Raw genomic sequence first — 19,303 nt, forward strand, 5'->3', positions numbered from 1 at the left:
GTCAGAAGAAAAGATTTTTTGTCAGACTATGGGGGTCAATTAATGAGAGCTGAAAAACATACAGGAAAGAAGAAACGTACATGGCTCCGTGTCATTGGAGTCATTTTTCTTTTATTGATTTTAGGTGTCGGAGCTTATGTATATAGTGTCTATTCCTCACTAACTAAAGCAGTAGATACTATGCATCAGCCGATTAAGCGAGATAAGTCAGAAAAAAGGCTTGAAGACATTACGCTGGATAAGAAAGAGCCTTTTTCAGTATTGATGCTTGGCGTCGATGAGCGTGAAGGTGACCGTGGAAGATCAGATACGATGATTGTCTTAACCGTAAATCCTGAAGAGAAATCAACGAAAATGCTGAGTATTCCTCGTGATACAAGAACCGAGATCATCGGAAAAGGATATGACGACAAAATCAATCATGCGTACGCATTTGGCGGCGTTGAGATGTCAATGGATACTGTCGAAAACTTCCTGGATATCCCGATTGATTATTATATGCAAATCAATATGGAAAGCTTTCAAGACATTGTCGATGCAGTCGGAGGAGTTACCGTTAATAACACGCTTGATTTCAAAGAAGGAGGAGTTCATTTTCCAAAGGGTGAACTTGTCCTCGATGGTGAAAAAGCCTTGTTATATTCAAGGATGCGTTACCAGGATCCAAGGGGCGACTTCGGACGGCAAACAAGACAAAGACAAATCATTCAGGGTGTAATCAACAAAGGCGCAAGCTTCTCTTCCTTAACAAAATTCGATGACATATTCGCGGCTCTTGGAAAAAATGTAAAAACAAACATGACCTTCGATGAGATGGTTGATATCCAAAAGAACTATAAAGAAGCCGGCAAGGACATTGAACAAATGGAAATAAAGGGGTCTGGAACAAAAATAGACAAAATCTATTATTTAATGGTTCCTGAGAGTGAAAAACAAAGAGTTCAAGATGAACTAAAAAGCCATTTGAAACTTAAATAGAAAAAAGGAGGATGACGAAATTGTCAGCCTCCTTTTTTTATTCAATTTATATTATTTTTTAGCAATTTTAAATAAGTTTATGAATTCGCGTGGGTTTTCTATCAACATTTGTATAAGTATATATGAATAAAAAAGGAGGAAGCACACGTGAAAAGTAATAACATGTTTAAATTTATAGAGGATATTATACCTGCCAATGCAATGGTCGAAGGAGATAATTTTGAGATTATCTCCTTTTTCACATTCAATCACGATACCCAGGAAGTATCTCCAGCTGACATTAGCAATAACGATATACATTTCAATAGTCTTGAAGAAGCCATCTGTGTTAAAGGAGGGAATATATCTCTCGTTAGAACTCCTTTTAACCCTGAATCCACCCTTCATTTTTACCGTTTAAAAAGCAAGATTAATTATACTCTAGCGATTTCATTAGGTTTTGGCATTGTAAAATTAACCGATTCCAAACGACCTAATGATTTCTTATTGTACTATTTTAACTATCTGGATGATGAAGAACAAATGATGTCACCCCGCCCTACTGAACAATGGTTTCTTCTAAAATGTTACCTACAATTGACAGAAGAAGGACGTTTTCACGAACCCAAACTTGAGATTTATATAGAAGAAAACCAAGAATATCTAATGCTGCTTATGCACGGCAATCCCCCTCTTTTATTGAAAAAAATTCTAATGGCCGTCGATAAATATAAAGGGGAACTCATCATTCTTCAATCCAAGCCCAGAAAATTCAAAAATAGAACACATACAGCTGAGAGGTGAATTTCATGACACACATAATGATAAGCAAAAAGGAGCGCCTTCTTGATAGAGAGGAATACTTAAGAACATTCGATCTTGACAATCCAGATTTTGATTATGATGATTACCAAAATATAGGTACAAAATTTTGGGATTATGAATCTGGGTGGAGTTCGAAAGATAATGAAGAAGAATATCCCCATTTTGGATTACAAGAAAGGTTTGTGCATAAGGTTAGTGATAATGCTACGACGTTTAGTAATCAGGTAAAAGATTCAAGCATATTAGACAGTGTACGTGATCGCAATATCAGTAATGAACTAAAAGCCCGGTACAGCCATCGCTGTCAAGTGTGCGACAGAGAAACCAAGGTCAACCCAGAGCAATACTTGGTCCACACCCATCATCTCCACTCTTTTGCTGATAATGGACCAGATGAAAAAGATAATATGATTGTCGTCTGTGTTATCTGTCATACCTATTTAGACTACGGCAGCATGTATATAGAACCTGATACCTATATCATTCACCATTTTGAAACGGACAATAAATTAAATGGCAAGAAATTACGTGTTAAACATTACATTAACAGAGAGCATTTATTGTATCAAAAAAGGAAGTATATCGGATAGTGTAACTCCTATTACTTTAAAGAACTAGAATACTTGACACCTGCTGCTAAAAAAAACGAAATCACCAAATAAAATGAGAGGCACCTCATCCGGTACCTCTCATTTTCAAACTTCACGCCTACTATAATCGAATTCAAAGAATGATTTGTGCCTCGCACCCTACTTCCTATTACGCTATAGTAGAATACGCCAAGCCCAGCTGTCCCTGCCAGCGAGCTATGTATGGCAAATACATTGCTATTGCACCATCCCCCCCCCTGTTAAAAAGGGAATGTCCCAATGAATCCAGTAAAAGTTTAAATTAGAACGAAAGAAAAAGAACCTTTATTTAACTTGAAGTTAAATGTATCTTCATTATCTCTTCTATAATAAACCTCGAGGGTGCGACTTGTTTTAGCACTTCATGGTGCATTATTTGTGTTTAAAGGATGTCCCTTCATTTTTTATAGTGAGACATGAGTATATCTTTATTAGAAATTTTAATATCAATGGCTGTTAATCCTTAGAGAGTTAGTTGATCCTGGATAGTGTTTGCCATGCTCCGTCACTTTCCTTTATCTTCTCCTAACTGAAGTGATTCCTTAACTTTTCCTCCAATTCTATATGTCTTCCTAAACCCCTGCGACTTATTGTACTCTTTCAATCTTACCGCTATAGCCAGTCTACAAATTAGTAATTCAGCCTCAATTTCCATAGGTTTTCAGGTAAAGTTTTACATTTTTTCCGTTCTTTATATATAATAATATTTATTAAGAAACCCACTCAGTTAGCAAGATTAATTCCTTTTTAGGAGGTGGTATAAATGACCTCGATCAAACTCAATCTGGGGCATGTGAGAAGTGCTAATCAAGGCTTAGCAAGACAAATACACGGGTTAGACAATCTCGGGAGGGGTTTAACATCGTTAAAATATTCTATCGATCCGCAAATTAAGGCCCGGCAGCAGATTGGAGCCCGAATGGCGCAAGCAATCGGAAAGGTAAGCAAAATTGAGCTCCAGTTATCTGAACTAGGACGCTTTATTGACAATTCCCTCGAAAGATATGCTACATCAGAGAGAAAAATCAATTCTCATCGTTTAAAGGATATTGCCGCGAAGGTAACTGGAAAAAACAGTGAACAGAAGAAAGCCCTAGAAGATTCAATTTTTGACTTCCTTGAAAAATATGGGAATTATGCAGTCTTGTCCCAAAGTGCTGTAGCAGCTGCATTTATTTTAGGAAAGCAGATTCACATTGATAACAAAAAAGGCCATCCTGGCAGAGCAGTAATTCATACTGCCAAATGGATTAAAGGTAAAGGAAGCAGTGAGCTTTTAAATAAACTCGCAAAAACAATGGATAAATCCATACGGAATCCAGGAATGTTCATGAAAATGCTGAAAACCGCTGATGGTCTTTTAGAGAAGGTAACTAGAGCCCAATTAATCGGTATTTCTAAAGCAAAGAGCTTTCCTCATTTTATGAAGACTATTATTACAGGTATTGATGATGGAGTTCATGGCATTGCAACCTCCAAAATCCCAAAGATGATCGCGAAGCGGGTGTATGCGGTTGATGCAGTCTTTAATACGGCTGAGGAAGGTGTAGGTCTGTATAAAGAACACAAAAAAGGGACCTTGGACGGCAAGGATGTTGCTGTAGCGGGCTCAAATATAATCATTAAATCTGGCGCGACCGCTGCAGGAGCGATCATTGGAGGCACACTTGGCATGGCATTAGGACCTGGTGGTGCCGCAGTTGGTTCATTTTTAGGAGGATCTGCTGGCATATGGCTTGGAGATCTGGCTGCTGGCTTTTCAGAGAAGGTTATCCGTGAGGGCCCTGTTGGAGCAATAAAGGATGCCGGAAGCAGTATAAAAAAGGGACTGGATAAGGGGTTCAATTGGGCCAAAGGTTTATTCAAATAAAGATGGGGGATTGAGATATTGATGCGGAAGGAATTCACTCTATCATCAGAGGAACTCAGCTTTGCTCTGGCAATTTGCCAGCATGATGTACTTGCGTCTTCCATACTAAAGGAAAGTGTCGGAGACGTTAACGAAGAAGGTATTGAACTGATTTTTCAAACAGCATCCCGAAGCCTTTTTACAAAAGGGATATTGCTTAAGCTTAAAGAAGGTCATCCAGACAACGCATTTACAGAAGGTTTTAGTGAGTTGTTACACGATCTGGCAACATCCAATAATATGTTCCGGGCATATAATGAAAATGAAAATGGCCAGTTCGTGCTTACTGCTCATAGCAGCAGAAATGGATTCATATTTCACTTAGTCTCCAATCAAGTTGTTCACGTTTTATGTGAAATGGAGTTAGATGAACTAATGGAGGAAGTAACTGCTTTTTTTCAGCCACAATTCACTAACTGGGATTCCATGCAATTTCCGGTTAAAGAAAAGCATTTTGAAGAACTCATTCGTTCGATTCAGTTAAAGGAAAAAATCAATTTTGGGCTGGCAGCTGATCAATTTGCGAATGATTTTCATGAAAACAACGGTAATATCGTTAACTTTTCTCTCATTAGGACTGAAGATGAAGGAATCCCCCACTTTCTCGAGGTTGTAATGCTGCTTGTTGGGAAAGAGCGCATATGGGCGATTAAGGAAGAAAAGCTCGAGGTTGAGAAAAACATTATCATAAAAACCCTTCATAAAGTAGAATGGCAGCAATTATTGGAAACAACTCTTTCTCGCGTGGTAACTAGCAAAATCTCTTAAAATCGGATTAAACTATAAGGTGGAAATATGAAAATAGTAAATTATCGTACTACAACCATTTTGGGACGTTTACTCATTTGCGCAATCTTTATCATTACTGGAGTTGCCTTGATCCTGGCAAGTATCTTTATGGATGCTCCCACTATCAGGAAGGTAATTTCTGTTACTGCAGGTATAATAGGAATTATTTACTTTGGCAGAATGGCCATCATGCTCAATATCCTTCTACTCAGAAATAAGCAGATGTTCAGCTACGACAAGGAAATCATCACAGTCAGGGATCAATCAGTTAAGTTGAACTCCATTAAGAATGTTGAAGAAGAAAACAATATACCAACGGGGTACCTGGGAATAAAGACCCCCGCATACGTCTTAAATTTAATTGGCGGAGACAGTATCTACATCCCCACTTATTACGCCATTTCCAAGAAAGACTATCCAGTAATCCTCCAGACATTAAAAGGTATTGTCAGCGACCGGACGAAACGATAGGGTTTACAGTCTTAGAGGAACTTAGAACACAATATTGGTAGTTAAAAAAAACTGAACTCCATTTGTTATGTGTGTCTAACAAATGGAGTTCAGCTTAAGTCACTTACCTGTATCTTATTCAAGATTATTCGCTTTCTTTGTCCCTTCCTAACCGACTGATTTATCATATAAAAGCTGTGTATTGAAATGTTTCTTGTAAGCTTAAATAGTGGCTACGATGAAGCGCCCACTTGTTATTCTCAATATTACTTCAACAAATGTATGGAGAGACATATTTAAACTTGTATTATCTTACTGCAATCAATTCACTGTCACTTTTCCCACCGGAGATTATGATAAGGATAATCCCTTATTGGGTGAAAAAAAAGAATTTGTACTGCTCAAAGATGGTGTAGTTAAAGATTCCACTAAGTTGGCTAAGGGCTTGGTCTTCTACAGCATAAAGAAATACATTGCTTCTTTGTATAATTGGTTCTCGTTTTAATAGTATTTTAACTTTCTAGACTCGCATTTTACTTGGAATTACTGCTTACTAAATTTTTCACTCCCTTAACTAGTTGTTCGTATACATTATTTGTCTCATCTAAAGCATTAAAAAGCTGGAAATGGTGTAGATAAAATTTTATTTCTTCCGGAAGTGTAACTTCTTCTAATCGTACTGGAAGGAGTGATAAATTTTTATTAACTGCTAATTGAATTTCATTTTTTACATGTTCCGAGTGAATTGAATGATTAGAAATCAATACAATGAAAACATTTGAGTTCTCTATTGCACTTTTATTTACTTCTCCAACTCCCATATCATCAGGACTCTTCCAGCATTTGATCTGGTTATTTTCTAGGTACAAGCTAATCGACTGTGCAATCGCAGAATCTTCTGAAGAGTAACTAATATAAACTTCATGTTCTTTTCCACTGTTTTCTTTTTCTAAACTCTCCATTTGGAATTGCAATTCATTATTATTCCTTTTTCTAGGAGTAGCTTCTTCTATCTCTTTTTTTCTATCGGGTAACGTTTTAAGAATCCGTTCAGATAGTGCTTCAACTTCTTTTTCTCTTGGTTCTGTTAACGCATCAATCCAATGAACATTATTTAAATGATATTCCATAGAATCTGATGGTACTATATTTTCTATACGAAACGGGATAATTGCCTCGCAATACTTCCAACCTAAACCAATTTCCTTTTCCACCTCATCAGAATTATTTGAGTTACTTGAAAAGACAAGAAGGAACACTCTACTCATTTTTATCGCTTCTACGATTGCACTACTCCATTTTTTCCCTCCAGGTATGTCTCGATATGCAACCCAGCATCTAATCCCTTTAGCTTCTAGTTTATTACAAATAGCAAAAACGCTATTCCTGTCTTTATCTGAATAACTAATAAAGACATCAAACTGTTTATGTGAAGGATATTCAATCGTTCCCAATATTTTATTAACGATTGCTTGTTCATCCCTTCCCAAAGGTGTCTCTTTAGATTCGATTGGCTTTTTATTATTTCCTTTTTCTTCAATAGTTACCATTGCATGAAAATTTTTCATTTTAATACCACGGGAGGATAAATCTCTAACTAAGCTTGTATTGTGTTCAAGTTGATTTACAGATTGCTGAAAATCCATTATGTCCTGGATTCTATAATCTCGAAGAATTGCCTTTAAATAAAGCGACACAATATTATCTAAATATAGCTTTATATTTGTGGTTTGATAATCAACTATTAAGACCGGATTCTCGACAACAATTGAGAATTGTATCGCAACATTAATAGCATCAATCTGTTCCTTTGAACGAAAAACATTGCTGTATCGGTATGTTAAAGCATTTCGATTAATAGAATAGCGAGTGGTATATCCTTTTACTCTAACCTCCGCTTTTGATAGTTTCTCACCATTTTCTACTAATCTATATTCTTTCTTTAAATTTCTATAAACAAAGGAAGTTTCATCAGATGAAGCAGGCTCACTCAAGAAAATTCCTGCTTCTACACGTTCAACACTCTTAATTAAATTCATGTCCTTCTCCTTCTTAAGTTAATTCATCACATAGAGCCTGACGCCAAAAAATACCAATTCAAAAAAAGGTATTCTGTCACACGGTTTTTTATATCAAGAAACTGATAATTATTCGATATATACCCCGACGAAAATGATGGTCTTCAGCGTTTCCATTGCTGTTTTCCTGTCATAGTCTTTGTCTTCTTCTGATAACTGGTCATATGACACAAGGCTAGGATGTTCTTTTTATGGTCGTTTCGTTCCGACCCACATGTTTAACCTTGGTGGATGATTGAAGTGACCAAATTTCAAGGATGTTCTTCTCTAATTTTCCTGTAGCCCCTGAATTTCTTCAGGTAATTTTATTTTCCGATGTGTTAAATGGCTTGAGTTGTAGCTCAAGATGGTTTCTCAATTGCACAGCCCTATTATACTTCAAAAATAGTATTTTTTTACAATTCTTTCACAATAAACCGAGATATCTGTCTCCAATTCTCCGTCTAGGCCTGTATAGGGTTCACTTTACTTGTAAGTTATATCCTTAAGGTATTGAGCGTAATCAATTTCACTTTCCTCAAGCAGTTTTTCAATTTCTATTATTGAAAGCTGATTTATTTTCTTGATCAACTCTGCTGCTTCTCTACTCAAATTCAGTCCCTCTCCAATCTTTGTTATTATCTAAGTTTAATATTAAGAAAGGGAAGTTAAAAGAGGAATCACGTAGTTGGTTCCTGAAAGTCTAAAAGAATTGAAAAAACTTTCAGCAGACCGGAACAATAGAGCCGTCTCTCTGTATAAAATGCTATAATATGGAATGTTATTAAATTATTTTCATTTTATTAATTAATTTGAGGAGTGACGGCGCACCTTATGAAGTACCATATTTTAGCTGCTATTATTTTTACTTTATTCGGATCCATTGGAATATTTTATCAATGGTTTAATGATCCAGGTTATGTGTTAGTTTTAATTGCGGTTTCCTGGGTTACAACGTTTTTTTATGTCCACTTCCGTTTGAAGAAGTACATTGTTCCTGGATTCCTCATTTTATTCACTTTAGCTTCAGGGATTTATGGTTTTTGCCAACATTCTCATGACTTGTATAAGCATTCTTTTTTGAACTCCGTTTATTCAACGATAAGATTATTTTTTCTAGATGTAGATAGTGTTTTCAATGACGCTGCGAACAAGTATACTGAGATCCCTCTTCCGATTGAACTTGCACGCTGGACGGCTGCTTTTTCTACAATCACTACTATCGGATTATTTTTGCTAAAATACTTTGGTTTATCTTTAAAGGGTGAATTATACAGCATTTTTGGCGGGCATATTATCGTCGTTGGCTATAATGAGAAATCATCCATTCTAATTAAAAATCTAAGAGCAGCAAAACAGCGCGTTTCTGTGGTTGCTGATAATTTTTCAGATGAAGACAAAAAGGAGCTATTTAAGCTTGGAGTACCGATCTATATAGACGAGTCTAAAGATATGGCAGACCTGCTAATTAAAAGTGGGGTTAAAAAGGCGAAACATGTAATTTTATTCCACGAGGACGATTTCATCAATCTGGAAAACTATATTTCTATTCAAAATGAAGTAAATCCTGCTAGTCAATTGCAGGTATCCTTACACTTAGAACATCCGAAATCACTGCAAGTCTACGAGCGAATGCTCAAGGAAGAAAAAGACAAAATTAAATCATACTCTTTTTCAACCTACCAACTGATTGCTGAAAAAATGTTGATGGAAAACCCTTTATTTTTGGGATATGAAAATCAGCTCCGGAAACCTGATGGGGAACCGCTGCATCTCCTGTTCATCGGATTTGGGAAAAGAAATCAGCGAATTGCTTTCCAAGCATTGAATCTGTGCCATTTCATGACGAAAAACAAAATTAAATTCACAATTTTTGACCGGGAAATTGAAAAGGTAAAGAAAGAGTGGGGGTTTTTAGCTAAAAACGCAGATGAGCTTGCAGATATAAAATTTGAAGGGATCGACCTTGTAAACCATGATATTACCAAAGAGCTGGCTAAAATAGATGCTCCTATAACCCATGTCTTTCTCTCCCTGCATGACGATTTTCTTGATATCATCGAAGGATTGGAGCTGATTGAACCCCTTCCTGATGTACCTGTTTTCATTAAAATGAAGGATAATCACAAGGTGAGCAACTGGCTTGATATTAATGAAAAGGAGTATAAAGTGGTTAAGCGTTATGCTAGCCAGGAAGAAGTCCTCAACATTGATTATGTTTTAAATAAAACGCTGATAGACCAGGCCAAGAAGGCCCATGATAATTATCAGAAACAAAGGGTAAAACAAAATATTGAACCAGATAAAAACTGGGATCAACTCTCCAGCTTCAAACAAGAATCAAACCGTTATCAAATGTTACACAACGATACTAAGTTAATGTTGCTGGGTCTTAAAAAATCACCTAAAGATGAGACAGTTCATTCATGTAAACCTCTATCCCTGGAGAAATTCGAGAAGCATATCGAACCATATAAGGAAGCATTGGCTGAAATAGAGCATAAGCGATGGAATGCCTTTCACTTCCTGAGAGGCTGGAACACTGCTTCACAGGATACACAATTGTCAAAAGTTGAGCTGGAAAATTTGAAACTTCATAAAAGCCTTGTTCCATGGGAGGAACTTAGCGAGCCTACAAAGGATTATGACAGGGATACAATAAAATATCTGCTCCTTTATTACAAATCCCAATCTGATTTAGTTACAGAAGATGGTAAATAAGAAATTGTATAGCGGGAGAACAACATTGACCTACAAACCAAACCCATTGAAAACAGCCAGCATTGTGTTGCCGGAAGAAATAGAATCCCTGCAGGAACAGCTCGCCGAGAATATCCACGAAATTTGGGCCCAGCAGCGGATTCAGCAAGGCTGGAAGTACGGTCCTGAGCGGAATGACCAGAAAAAAGAACATCCTAATCTCGTTCCATACAACCAGTTATCTGAAGAAGATAAAGACTATGACCGTAATACCGCCATGGAAACCTTAAAAACGATAATTTTGCTGGGGTATTCAATCGAGAAGAGTTGAAGTGCAAAAAACTTTTAGCAGTGAAGTAGATACTAAGGTAAACCGACCAACGTTTATGTCTATCAGGATAAATACTTTAGTACCCGGGACCTTAGCAAACATAGTAAGATCTATTTAAAATGCAATAGATCTTCCTTATCGATACTGGCCTCTCTTTATTCTGGAGAGGCCATATCTGAATAATTTGAAACTCAGATATCAGGTCTTAAAGGAAGATGCAAAAAAAAAGACACGAAAAGCATCCAGTGCTAATCGTGCCTCAATCCTTCCTTAGGAAAATATACGAACATTTCCCGAAACTCCTCGTTAGAAGTCACGGCGCCAGTTTAATATGCGGCAGGCATAAGAGCCCCATCTCTTACTATTATTTTACTTCTTCTAATATGTTACTAGATATCCAACCGATTTTACCATTTGCCGTCTTTATTTTATACCAAGTAATGTTTCCTAGCTTTTGTTGTTCTTTCAGGAAAATGACTTCCTCTCCAGGTCCAATTTGTGTAATAACGTTTTTCGTTGAGAGGGATTTGACTGGGTCTTTTCTGACAGCCCCTCCCGTTTTTTCTTTTATCAATTTCATTCGTATAGGATCTGCTTGTGCTTCTGCAGAAGCTGTAATAGATTCTTTTTCTTCTTCCGATAATTTAGTTTTCATGTTCTCTAGGGCAACTTTATAATGTATACGCGGCTGTTTCATCTTTTCTTCAATCATCCAAAGGTCGATACTATCCCACTTTTGGGAAAGTGTTGTTTGTGGCCAGTAAAAGATTGTAAAGGCTATAAGGCCAGCAACCGCAAGCGAAATCATTTTATAATATCTAAATGACTTTGATCCCTTTCCTGTTGTAAATGTAACTTTACTAGGCATTGATTTAAGATTGGTAATGATGTTTTGCATGTTTGTTTCAACCTTATTAATGCCTTGAAAGTTCTTACGTCCTTTTTTAACTAGTGCCGATACATAGAAGCCGAGTAAGCTAATGAAAGTATAAAAAACGAAATAGACCATTTTTTCAAGTATAATGATTAAACCCTTTAGCAGCTTGGGAACACTTTTTAACATAAGTGGTCTTAAAATTAAAAGTAGCACGAGGAGAAGGACAGCACCTCTACCCCAAATGGGAAGCATCATCCAAATAGCAGCAATATGTTCCATTAATTAAAATCCTCGTCCTCGATATTGTTGTCTGCTAAAATGGTGGCACTCTGCGCAAAGCTATTCCCATTATTATTACTTTCAGCTGCTTTCCCTTCTTCTAACCTCATACGATTGCTTGTTTCGTTCCCTATTAAAACGTGATCGCCTAAAATGGACATACCTCTTCTGAATTGAATATCATCAATATCCCCATTTGTATACTTATCTTTTAAAGCCTGTTTAGATGCCATAGAATTCTTATGTTCATTTAAAATATATTTTTTCAGTTCTTTCGGATCATCATAAAGTGCGAATAAATAATCGACAGGAGTCCCATTGAACAAATGAAGCAGCTCTTCCAATTCTTTATTTTTCAACTCTTTTTGACGGTCAAGTGTTTCTACATTATCTGTGTGTGTCCTAATGCTCTTTTTCAACTCTTCACTCAAATCAACACTTGCTTTGATATTGACTTCTAATCCCTTTATTTCAAACTCAAACAAGTCTAACTTTTTGTTCATATCATTACGAATTTCTTCAAGCCCCTCCGGCTTAGTAGAATATTGCTGGGCAATTCTTCTAAGCTGGATATCAACCTCATCTTTCACAAATTGTTCTAGTGAAGGGATATTACTTTTTAAATACTTTTTACGGTCTTGAATATTAGCGTAGATAGTAGTAATAATTTCAAAATTTCTTCCCGTATCAGCGGATGGATACTCTCTTTCAAATTTAGTGTTCACTTGCTGACTTAATTTCCGCTTCACAGCGCTGCTTAAATCTACCTCTCCTGTTATGTATACTCCGATACCCTTTGCTCTAATGTTCGCAGTATTGATCTTATTCGGAAAACCCTCTTGTGCTTCCTCTAGTTGATAAATAAAATATTTTTCTGTTAACCTTCTAAATTGCAACGTGAGTTCTTTTGTCACAAACTCTTTTAATGAGGTAATTCCACTTTTTAAATAAGTAGTTAAATCCTCTACTTTACAATCGATAGAAGCAGTCACTTCAAAGTTTTCCTTCACATCAGAGGAAGGAAACTCTCCCAGTATATCAATTGTGACCTGTTGATCAGCAATATTCCTTAACGTGCCAGTAAGGTCTAGTTCCCCTTTCACTTGAACCTCCAAACCTTTCTCTTTAATCAAAGAGAAGTCTAGATTATGAGGAAATGCTTCTTTCACCGATGGTAATGATTCGAGAGAGCATTCTGTAGAAAGTTGCAGTACCTGGTTATAAATGTGTTCCTGTAAAAACCCTTTTACATCTTCCCCAATACCACTCTTAATCAACAAAACGGGATCTATAACCTCACATTGATAGTCAAGTTTCACATCATATTTAATCTCTGTAACAGGAGAAGGAAATTCTTGCGTTATTTGCCCCGTAACAGAACCAAACTCAAGTGTATAACGGGTATTATATTTTTGAGCTTTTAATTCCGTATTCGTCAACTGCTCCCCACCTTCTACAACACGGTATTGACCACGCTCATTTCTATATACGAATATACTGCTTTGACTTGAAAATGGCTCTTTCGAAAAAAAGCTATATTTAATTGATTCTTTTTTAATATTCATATCTCTACTCCTTTGCTAAAAATTCATTTAGGAAAATTGGGCTATCGATTTTTTGCATCCCATCTTCAATATATAACTGAATTCTGCTTTTACTGTCCGGAAATCCCTTTTTCATTAACAAATGAAGTAGATTTGAAATAACCTCTTCTTTGTCAGGCTTCCCCATTGCAGTTTTTGCTAATTTTTCGATTAAAAGGTTTTGAGTCGGCTTTCGGTAAAGAGCGTTAAAATATTGAAACCAAAAGTTCTCGTACCTTGAGGCTGTGTGGAAAAATAGCTTTGGAACCGTCAAGTAGATTCCTTGTGCAAACCTAAGGACATATTCAAGTCGTTTCTCATCTGTGTGTATAAACAACTTATTCCAAAATTGAAAATATAAATGCTCGTATTTCCCCCCCCAGTATATAATCTGGCTAATGTTTTGAATCGTGGTCTGTAAAGGGAAAAACAATGATCGCCTTCCAGTTCGTATGACTGGCTCCAATAGCTCTAAACTTTTAGGAAAGTGCTTTAGGCCAATTTCCCCACCAAGCAAAGTAATCCCAGTCCATTGGAGTTTTTCGTTATTGGATTGAGCGGCCCAAGTTTTCGTTAATTGAAAGACTTTTTGTTGCATTTGTTCTTCCTTATATAATTCTTCTAGCAAATGAACAACAAACAACCTATCTTTAACATGTTCAGACTTCGCAAGAGGTTGTAAGACTTCCTTTCTAAGCTCTGAGAAATTTATGTTTAGGAGATGTAATAGAATGGGATTTTTCTTTTTACTTGTAAGGATACCTTCCTTTATTAAAGACATTATCCATTGAACGAGCGGTTTTTTAAGATAATGCATTTGCTTCCATACATATTCCCAAATAAATTTTGCATCCTCAGGAAATGAGAAGTAGACCACTTCTTTTAAGTCAGACCCAAGGTCATCATGATGCCATTCTTGCTTGGTAATTGCTTCAAAGTTTTGTAAAAATTGCTCCTGAGGAATGCGAATGATAAGGTCTTCTTCCTCTTCACCTGGTAATTCCCTGTAGAGCATTGAAGATAGTTCCTGTGCTTTCTCTTGTAAAAATAGGAAAGACTGTCCTTCAAACATTCCTAATGTTAAATAAAAGGCAATATCTCTTGTTTTTCGGTGTTCCTGAAACCAGCTTTTCACGCGCTGCTGCACATTTTCATTTAGTGATCTTGAAAACTGTGTAACATCCAAGTCTCCTTGAATGTAAAGCTTTATTTTATGTAAAATGACCTTGATATCCTGTGGATAGCATACAGATGGCAGTACCCCATCAGCCTCATCAGTATGTAACCAGTCAACAATTTTGTTATAAATAGTCTCATCATCTACTTGATAGTTTAAATAGTTTAGGACCAGTTGCTTTACATCCTCCGGGGGATCAACCTTAACTTTGGAAGTAGCAAAGCATGAGAGAGTCGGCTCAGTTTTGGATATAAAAATCATGTAACAATTTTTATCTTTTAGTTTCGCTATAAACTGTTCAAATCCATGGGTTGGGAAGTTCTCAAAGAAAGAGCCCTCCTCTACTTCCAAGATAAGTCCAGTTTGACTTTTGAGAGGATGTTGATATATCTCTACCATTGAAATATCACTTGACCACTCGTAAATTTCTTTCATTCCAAGCTTTTGTAAACAAGCTATTGCTGCCGTATATTTCCCTGTATTTTGAGGATGATAGAGAACTAGCGTTTGTTCGGTTTCCAACGTTTTAATGGCTTCGTTCATTTTGGGAAAAGGAACAAAGACCTGTGCTGTCTTATGTAAATTAAAAGGATGAATCTTAAATAAGTGAACTTCCTTTTGATTGGCTATAATTACGGGTTCGTTGATGATAAGTTGAGAAGAAGCATCGAAGTCGTCTCTTTCAGCACCTTGATACATTTCCTCTACAGCCTCTACTAGCTTACTTATGCCTTCTTTTTCGTAGTCAATCCATTGATGATCACATAAAAGAAGTTCTAAATTTTTGGGGATTTGTGCGCCATTCAAGATGATTGGTACGACTGGCTTATTATAGAAAAAGGCTCGATCTATTTCTTTTGGTACAAATTTAGAATTGCCCACTTCCTCTGTTATAAACACCACTACCATTGAAACCTTATTCGCAAGGTCTTCAATAATTCTTACATAGTATTGATCTCCTTTTTGAATATTTCTCGGTGCATACCAGCATTGTATATTATAATCCTGCTCTAAGAAGTCAGCTATCTGTTTCACTTGCTCATAGTTTTGCGAGGAATGACTTAAAAATACAGCCTTCCGATTGTTTCCCATAACAAACCTCCTTTTTTGCTTGTTACCCTTCTAATTAACAATGTATTTTCCTGTGGAATTAATAAGATACAGTAAAAATAACCATGTTTAGATATTTGTATATAATTCCAAAGACCTAGCAATCCTAAAGACTATTTTACCTTTTTTTCTACAAAAAATAACAAATACCTTTCTTTTTTTCTCATTTCTAAGAAAAAATTCACATTTTCATATAATCATTGCCGATTTACATTCTTACAAAGATTTATTTTTGGATACAAGATCAAACATCTTTTAATAAATTCCAGAACAAAGAGGGTTGATATAACCGTCCCCATGCCTACGATTAGCAGACGAATAAAGTTCAATTATTTAGTAGATATGCTACAATATAAAAACCCAAAAAGGAGAGAGACGAAATGTCCCTCTCCTTTTTAATATATGGGTGAGCGTTATGAAACCAAAATGGTGTTAACCTCTATCTATTTAATCACCCTAAATACTTCCTCCTGGCCAACAACATCTTAAGAGTATATTTTGCAGCTTCTGTTAATTTCTCATCCTTTAGAAATCCCTTTAGCTTCTTTTCTGAGATTGGTACTGTCACGAGTCCATCCGTCTCCAATTCTCCGTCTTTGGCTGCACTATATAGGTTGAATAATTTATCTTTATTTATATCCATTTTGACATAAGAAGTTAAGCCTATTTCAAACTTGCCCATTTCTATAAACAAATCCATGAAGCGTTCGTCAATAATATGTTTGTGATGCTCTTCTCTAATACCCAGTTCTTCCCTCAGACCTCGATGCATACATTTAATTAGGCTTATATCCTTTCCTTCCCTATCGGTTTCGGTCAGACCTTCATTCATCGTTACATGCCATTTACTTTCCAGGCTGCCGGTGTTCAGGAATCTGGAGCGCTTGGCGAAGATGATTTCATCTAAATTACCAGTTTCCAGGATGATAAATGTGTTCATCCCAAATGAAGTGGTGAAAGGATAATACGCATGTAGATTCTCTAATTTTGTTAACTTTCCTATTGGATGGTTCTCTTGTTTTAACTCCTGGTAAATGGACCGGAAGACTTGATGAGTAAAATAATCGGTTTCAAATAGTTCGAGTCTTAGACAAGCATTTTCCTCTGGATCAGCATTCCTCTTTCTGTGAATCCTGTATACTCCATATTTCCGCCCATTGAAAATGGTATGCCCTTTTTCCAGCTTACTGATAAAAAATTGTGCTGTTAATTTCCGGTGTTTTTCAATTCTCTCTTGCAAATCATGAATACCTGTAATATGTACAAGATCAGTGAAGGAACTCTCCCTATCGAAAGAAATATCCGATGAAAAAGTCATGTCTTTATCAAGACTATTTATTGACTCCTTCAATTCAGCTGGAGAATCAATAAATAACCTTTTAGTAACTGTCTCAACCGATATATCATGCATTTCATATACCGGATCCGCATGATCGAGTGATACTATATCGAGTGACTCTATTGATAACCTATCTTCTGTTTCAATATTTTTCTTAAGTTTAAAATTTCTCACCTTTGTTCTGACAAACTCGATTATTATTTCTACTAATTTACCAAGGATGATTCCGACAACTATCCAGAAAAGCTCCGAAACCCCGGACTCTTTAATCGTATCTAAAAAGTTTTTCATTTTTGACTAACCTCATCGCTATGTATATATAAGTCTATATTAATCTCTAATCATCAAAAGTAAAAGTCCAAGAAAAACAAAGAACATATTATTGCTTTTGAAATATTCAATAATTCGTCCTAAGTTACTGCTAAGGGTATGCTATAGTTATAAAGAAGTTTTATCCTGCAACCAAAGGAGTAATCATATCTACAGGGTTTAACTTTCCTGATGCACTGTCAGGAGGACCGCTTGCGGGAAAACTTGGGCAACCTATCATCCTGGTCAACCCTACTAGTGCCTCAAAAGATGTACTGGGATATGTTGACGCAAGCGGAGCGGAAGATGTGACGATTCTTGGCGGGACCAGTGCCGTTAAGGATAGAGTCAGGGACGAAATTTCATCTGTTATTAATCAAGAACCACAGCAGGAATCTGCAAAGACTTTGAATATCTATGATCTATTCCAAATGCGCACAGCTAGTGACATAACCCCGGAACAACGTTTAAAAGCTCATGAGGACTCAATGGCACTTTATGAGAACAAATATTATATTTTGCAATTAAACAGAGAGTTCGATAAGTATATCCAGGGAACATTTAGCTGGGATTACAGGAACAAAGATAACAGAAGCAACTTCCTGGCTTTCAGGGCGACAAAATATTGGTACGATAATTCCTCTTTAACTACTGATAAGCTTTATGGCGTAATGCACCAAAAGGTTAAAGAACATCAATTAATCATTACCCCTTCATTCAACTATAATATTGAGGATATTTTCATCCATCCAACACGCGGAGGATATGTCGTAAGCCAAATATTAAGTTTAAAGTATACTAGCGCCAATGGTTCTAGAATTGCTGGTTGGGAACCTGACACATGGTATAGCGTCCGATATGAAGTAGAGTTTAATTATCCCGGCACCAGACCTACTTGGCCATTGTGGAACTACGGAGATTATGGCTGGTTGGCTGCAGGATGGGATTATCGAATTGGGACTTTTAAATAGTGTCGTTTCACGTCAAAAAGTGCATCTTACATTGATGCACTTTTTTACTTATTATTTCTGAACCATAAAGACACATTCTTACCTCTTCGATCAAATTCTGTCTAAGCCACAGGCTTCAACGCTCACAATACTCGTAATTAACAAGAGGAGCCAGTTATAGAATCTTTAATGAAAAATTGTTTGTTAAAGTTATATATTAATATTTTATCAAGAATGAGGTGATAAAATGGCAACTTTCTATGCTGCTTTTATCATGATCGCATAGAAGCATAGCAGAAGCATAGGGACGTACCTTTTGCTTCTCCCTCTTATGCTTCAATTATTCATCCATTTGCTCACTCTCAGCTTCCCCGCTCCTCCATGGCTTCGTCTGTTATATGTTTGTCACCTTCAGATTGGCGATTGTCCAAGCGAGGCGGATTATTTTTATTTGTACTCTGTTGCTGAGGTCATGCTTTGTGGATAGATTTTGCGAATGCCCCTGCCGGTAACTTGTCAGGAAGGGTCTGGAAATTAGTTGCTCGAACGGGACGCTGCCATTGTATATCCCTTTTCCATATCGTTTATTGACGTTCCCGGGCTTTCGTTACTCTCTTTCTGATAGTCTCTGACGATTCGATAGTACTAAAATCTTGTGGTTTAAGGTTGACAGCTTATAAGAAAAGTAGAATATCAATTCTGTCCAAGATTAGACCTGATACTCGATTCTTGTATGCTTTGGTCTGTTTTTCCGAACATGTACAATAATGGCTGTCTGAAACGAGGTATCCGCAAGGGCAGGGGTTCATGGCTGCGGTGGCGGAACGAATCCTAAACCAGGGGGAAGTCTCCCTTGCCCATCACGGCGTACTATTTCTTGATGGATTTTCGAAGAAGACTTTAGATTTGCTTAGGTAGCCATTGGAAAACGAAAAAGTAAGCATCAGCCGGATCCATTCAACTGTAACCTATCCTGCAACATGACACGATAACCCTCAAGGCCCTTCAACCCGATACTTGTCACTTTCGCGA

Annotated in this window: 16 protein-coding genes and 3 pseudogenes; 10 read left to right on the forward strand and 9 right to left on the reverse strand. The window is 36.7% G+C overall.

The genetic code is table 11. From position 1 onward, the window contains the following. Positions 1-42: 42 nt before the first annotated feature. The 6 genes from tagU to CD004_RS20320 all read left to right on the forward strand — a co-directional run bounded on the left by tagU (position 43) and on the right by CD004_RS20320 (position 5,580). The gene (tagU, locus tag CD004_RS20295) at positions 43-978 is read left to right on the forward strand and encodes a polyisoprenyl-teichoic acid--peptidoglycan teichoic acid transferase TagU (protein ID WP_102264414.1); all 936 of its coding nucleotides are present in this window, start codon (positions 43-45) and stop codon (positions 976-978) included. 147 nt (positions 979-1,125) lie between these two features. Continuing rightward, on the forward strand, positions 1,126-1,761 hold the full coding sequence (locus tag CD004_RS20300) for a hypothetical protein (RefSeq protein WP_102264415.1): 636 nt from the start codon (positions 1,126-1,128) through the stop codon (positions 1,759-1,761). A gap of 5 nt (positions 1,762-1,766) precedes the next feature. Beyond that, positions 1,767-2,372 carry an HNH endonuclease gene (locus tag CD004_RS20305; protein ID WP_102264416.1) on the forward strand — a complete coding sequence of 202 codons (606 nt, stop codon included), beginning with the start codon at positions 1,767-1,769 and terminating at the stop codon, positions 2,370-2,372. A gap of 802 nt (positions 2,373-3,174) precedes the next feature. After that, a complete protein-coding gene (locus tag CD004_RS20310; RefSeq protein ID WP_102264417.1) occupies positions 3,175-4,281 on the forward strand; it encodes a hypothetical protein in 1,107 nt (368 codons plus the stop codon). Between the two features lie 18 nt (positions 4,282-4,299). Beyond that, complete coding sequence (locus CD004_RS20315; RefSeq protein ID WP_102264418.1) at positions 4,300-5,088, forward strand: hypothetical protein; 789 nt, start codon at positions 4,300-4,302, stop codon at positions 5,086-5,088. A gap of 27 nt (positions 5,089-5,115) precedes the next feature. Then, the gene (locus tag CD004_RS20320; RefSeq protein WP_102264419.1) at positions 5,116-5,580 is read left to right on the forward strand and encodes a hypothetical protein; all 465 of its coding nucleotides are present in this window, start codon (positions 5,116-5,118) and stop codon (positions 5,578-5,580) included. Positions 5,581-6,092: 512 nt separating this feature from the next. Here the strand turns inward: CD004_RS20320 and CD004_RS20330 are convergent. From CD004_RS20330 to CD004_RS24525, 3 genes and pseudogenes are all read right to left on the reverse strand, one after another. After that, complete coding sequence (locus CD004_RS20330; protein ID WP_102264421.1) at positions 6,093-7,598, reverse strand: toll/interleukin-1 receptor domain-containing protein; 1,506 nt, start codon at positions 7,596-7,598, stop codon at positions 6,093-6,095. A gap of 108 nt (positions 7,599-7,706) precedes the next feature. Further along, positions 7,707-7,814 (reverse strand): annotated as a pseudogene (locus CD004_RS24675) (RyR domain-containing protein); the annotation flags it as partial. Positions 7,815-8,102: 288 nt separating this feature from the next. After that, positions 8,103-8,228 (reverse strand): hypothetical protein, encoded by a 126-nt coding sequence (locus tag CD004_RS24525; protein ID WP_267892333.1) that lies wholly within the window; start codon positions 8,226-8,228, stop codon positions 8,103-8,105. 222 nt (positions 8,229-8,450) lie between these two features. On the opposite strand from CD004_RS24525, the gene CD004_RS20340 reads away from it, so the two are divergent. Together CD004_RS20340 and CD004_RS20345 are read left to right on the forward strand one after the other, a co-directional pair. After that, on the forward strand, positions 8,451-10,337 hold the full coding sequence (locus tag CD004_RS20340) for an NAD-binding protein (RefSeq protein WP_102264423.1): 1,887 nt from the start codon (positions 8,451-8,453) through the stop codon (positions 10,335-10,337). Between the two features lie 25 nt (positions 10,338-10,362). Continuing rightward, positions 10,363-10,647, forward strand: a complete 285-nt coding sequence (locus CD004_RS20345; RefSeq protein ID WP_218973329.1) for a RyR domain-containing protein — start codon at positions 10,363-10,365, stop codon at positions 10,645-10,647. 364 nt (positions 10,648-11,011) lie between these two features. Here the strand turns inward: CD004_RS20345 and CD004_RS20350 are convergent, their stop codons facing one another. From CD004_RS20350 to CD004_RS20365, 4 genes are all read right to left on the reverse strand, one after another. Further along, positions 11,012-11,803 carry an SH3 domain-containing protein gene (locus CD004_RS20350; protein WP_102264425.1) on the reverse strand — a complete coding sequence of 264 codons (792 nt, stop codon included), beginning with the start codon at positions 11,801-11,803 and terminating at the stop codon, positions 11,012-11,014. After that, on the reverse strand, positions 11,803-13,368 hold the full coding sequence (locus CD004_RS20355) for a hypothetical protein (protein ID WP_102264426.1): 1,566 nt from the start codon (positions 13,366-13,368) through the stop codon (positions 11,803-11,805). The genes CD004_RS20350 and CD004_RS20355 overlap by 1 nt, the downstream gene beginning before the upstream one ends. 4 nt (positions 13,369-13,372) lie before the next feature. Beyond that, on the reverse strand, positions 13,373-15,655 hold the full coding sequence (locus CD004_RS20360; RefSeq protein ID WP_102264427.1) for a toll/interleukin-1 receptor domain-containing protein: 2,283 nt from the start codon (positions 15,653-15,655) through the stop codon (positions 13,373-13,375). A 469-nt stretch (positions 15,656-16,124) separates the two neighbouring features. Next, positions 16,125-17,303: a hypothetical protein gene (locus tag CD004_RS20365; RefSeq protein ID WP_102264428.1), complete on the reverse strand. Its 1,179-nt coding sequence runs from the start codon at positions 17,301-17,303 to the stop codon at positions 16,125-16,127. Positions 17,304-17,452: 149 nt separating this feature from the next. Between CD004_RS20365 and CD004_RS20370 the strand changes: the two genes are divergently transcribed. Then, positions 17,453-18,292, forward strand: coding sequence for a cell wall-binding repeat-containing protein (locus CD004_RS20370; protein ID WP_267892373.1), 840 nt, complete (start codon positions 17,453-17,455; stop codon positions 18,290-18,292). Between the two features lie 373 nt (positions 18,293-18,665). Here CD004_RS20370 and CD004_RS24680 read toward each other — a convergent pair. After that, a pseudogene (locus CD004_RS24680) lies at positions 18,666-18,848 on the reverse strand (YifB family Mg chelatase-like AAA ATPase); the annotation flags it as partial. Between the two features lie 97 nt (positions 18,849-18,945). Beyond that, complete coding sequence (locus CD004_RS24685) at positions 18,946-19,080, reverse strand: ATP-binding protein (protein ID WP_102264430.1); 135 nt, start codon at positions 19,078-19,080, stop codon at positions 18,946-18,948. A gap of 6 nt (positions 19,081-19,086) precedes the next feature. Here CD004_RS24685 and CD004_RS23920 point away from each other — a divergent pair. Continuing rightward, positions 19,087-19,249 (forward strand): annotated as a pseudogene (locus CD004_RS23920) (ATP-binding protein); the annotation flags it as partial. Positions 19,250-19,303: the final 54 nt, after the last annotated feature.

This window comes from Mesobacillus jeotgali (assembly GCF_002874535.1).
Classification (GTDB): Bacteria; Bacillota; Bacilli; order Bacillales; family Cytobacillaceae; genus Mesobacillus; species Mesobacillus jeotgali.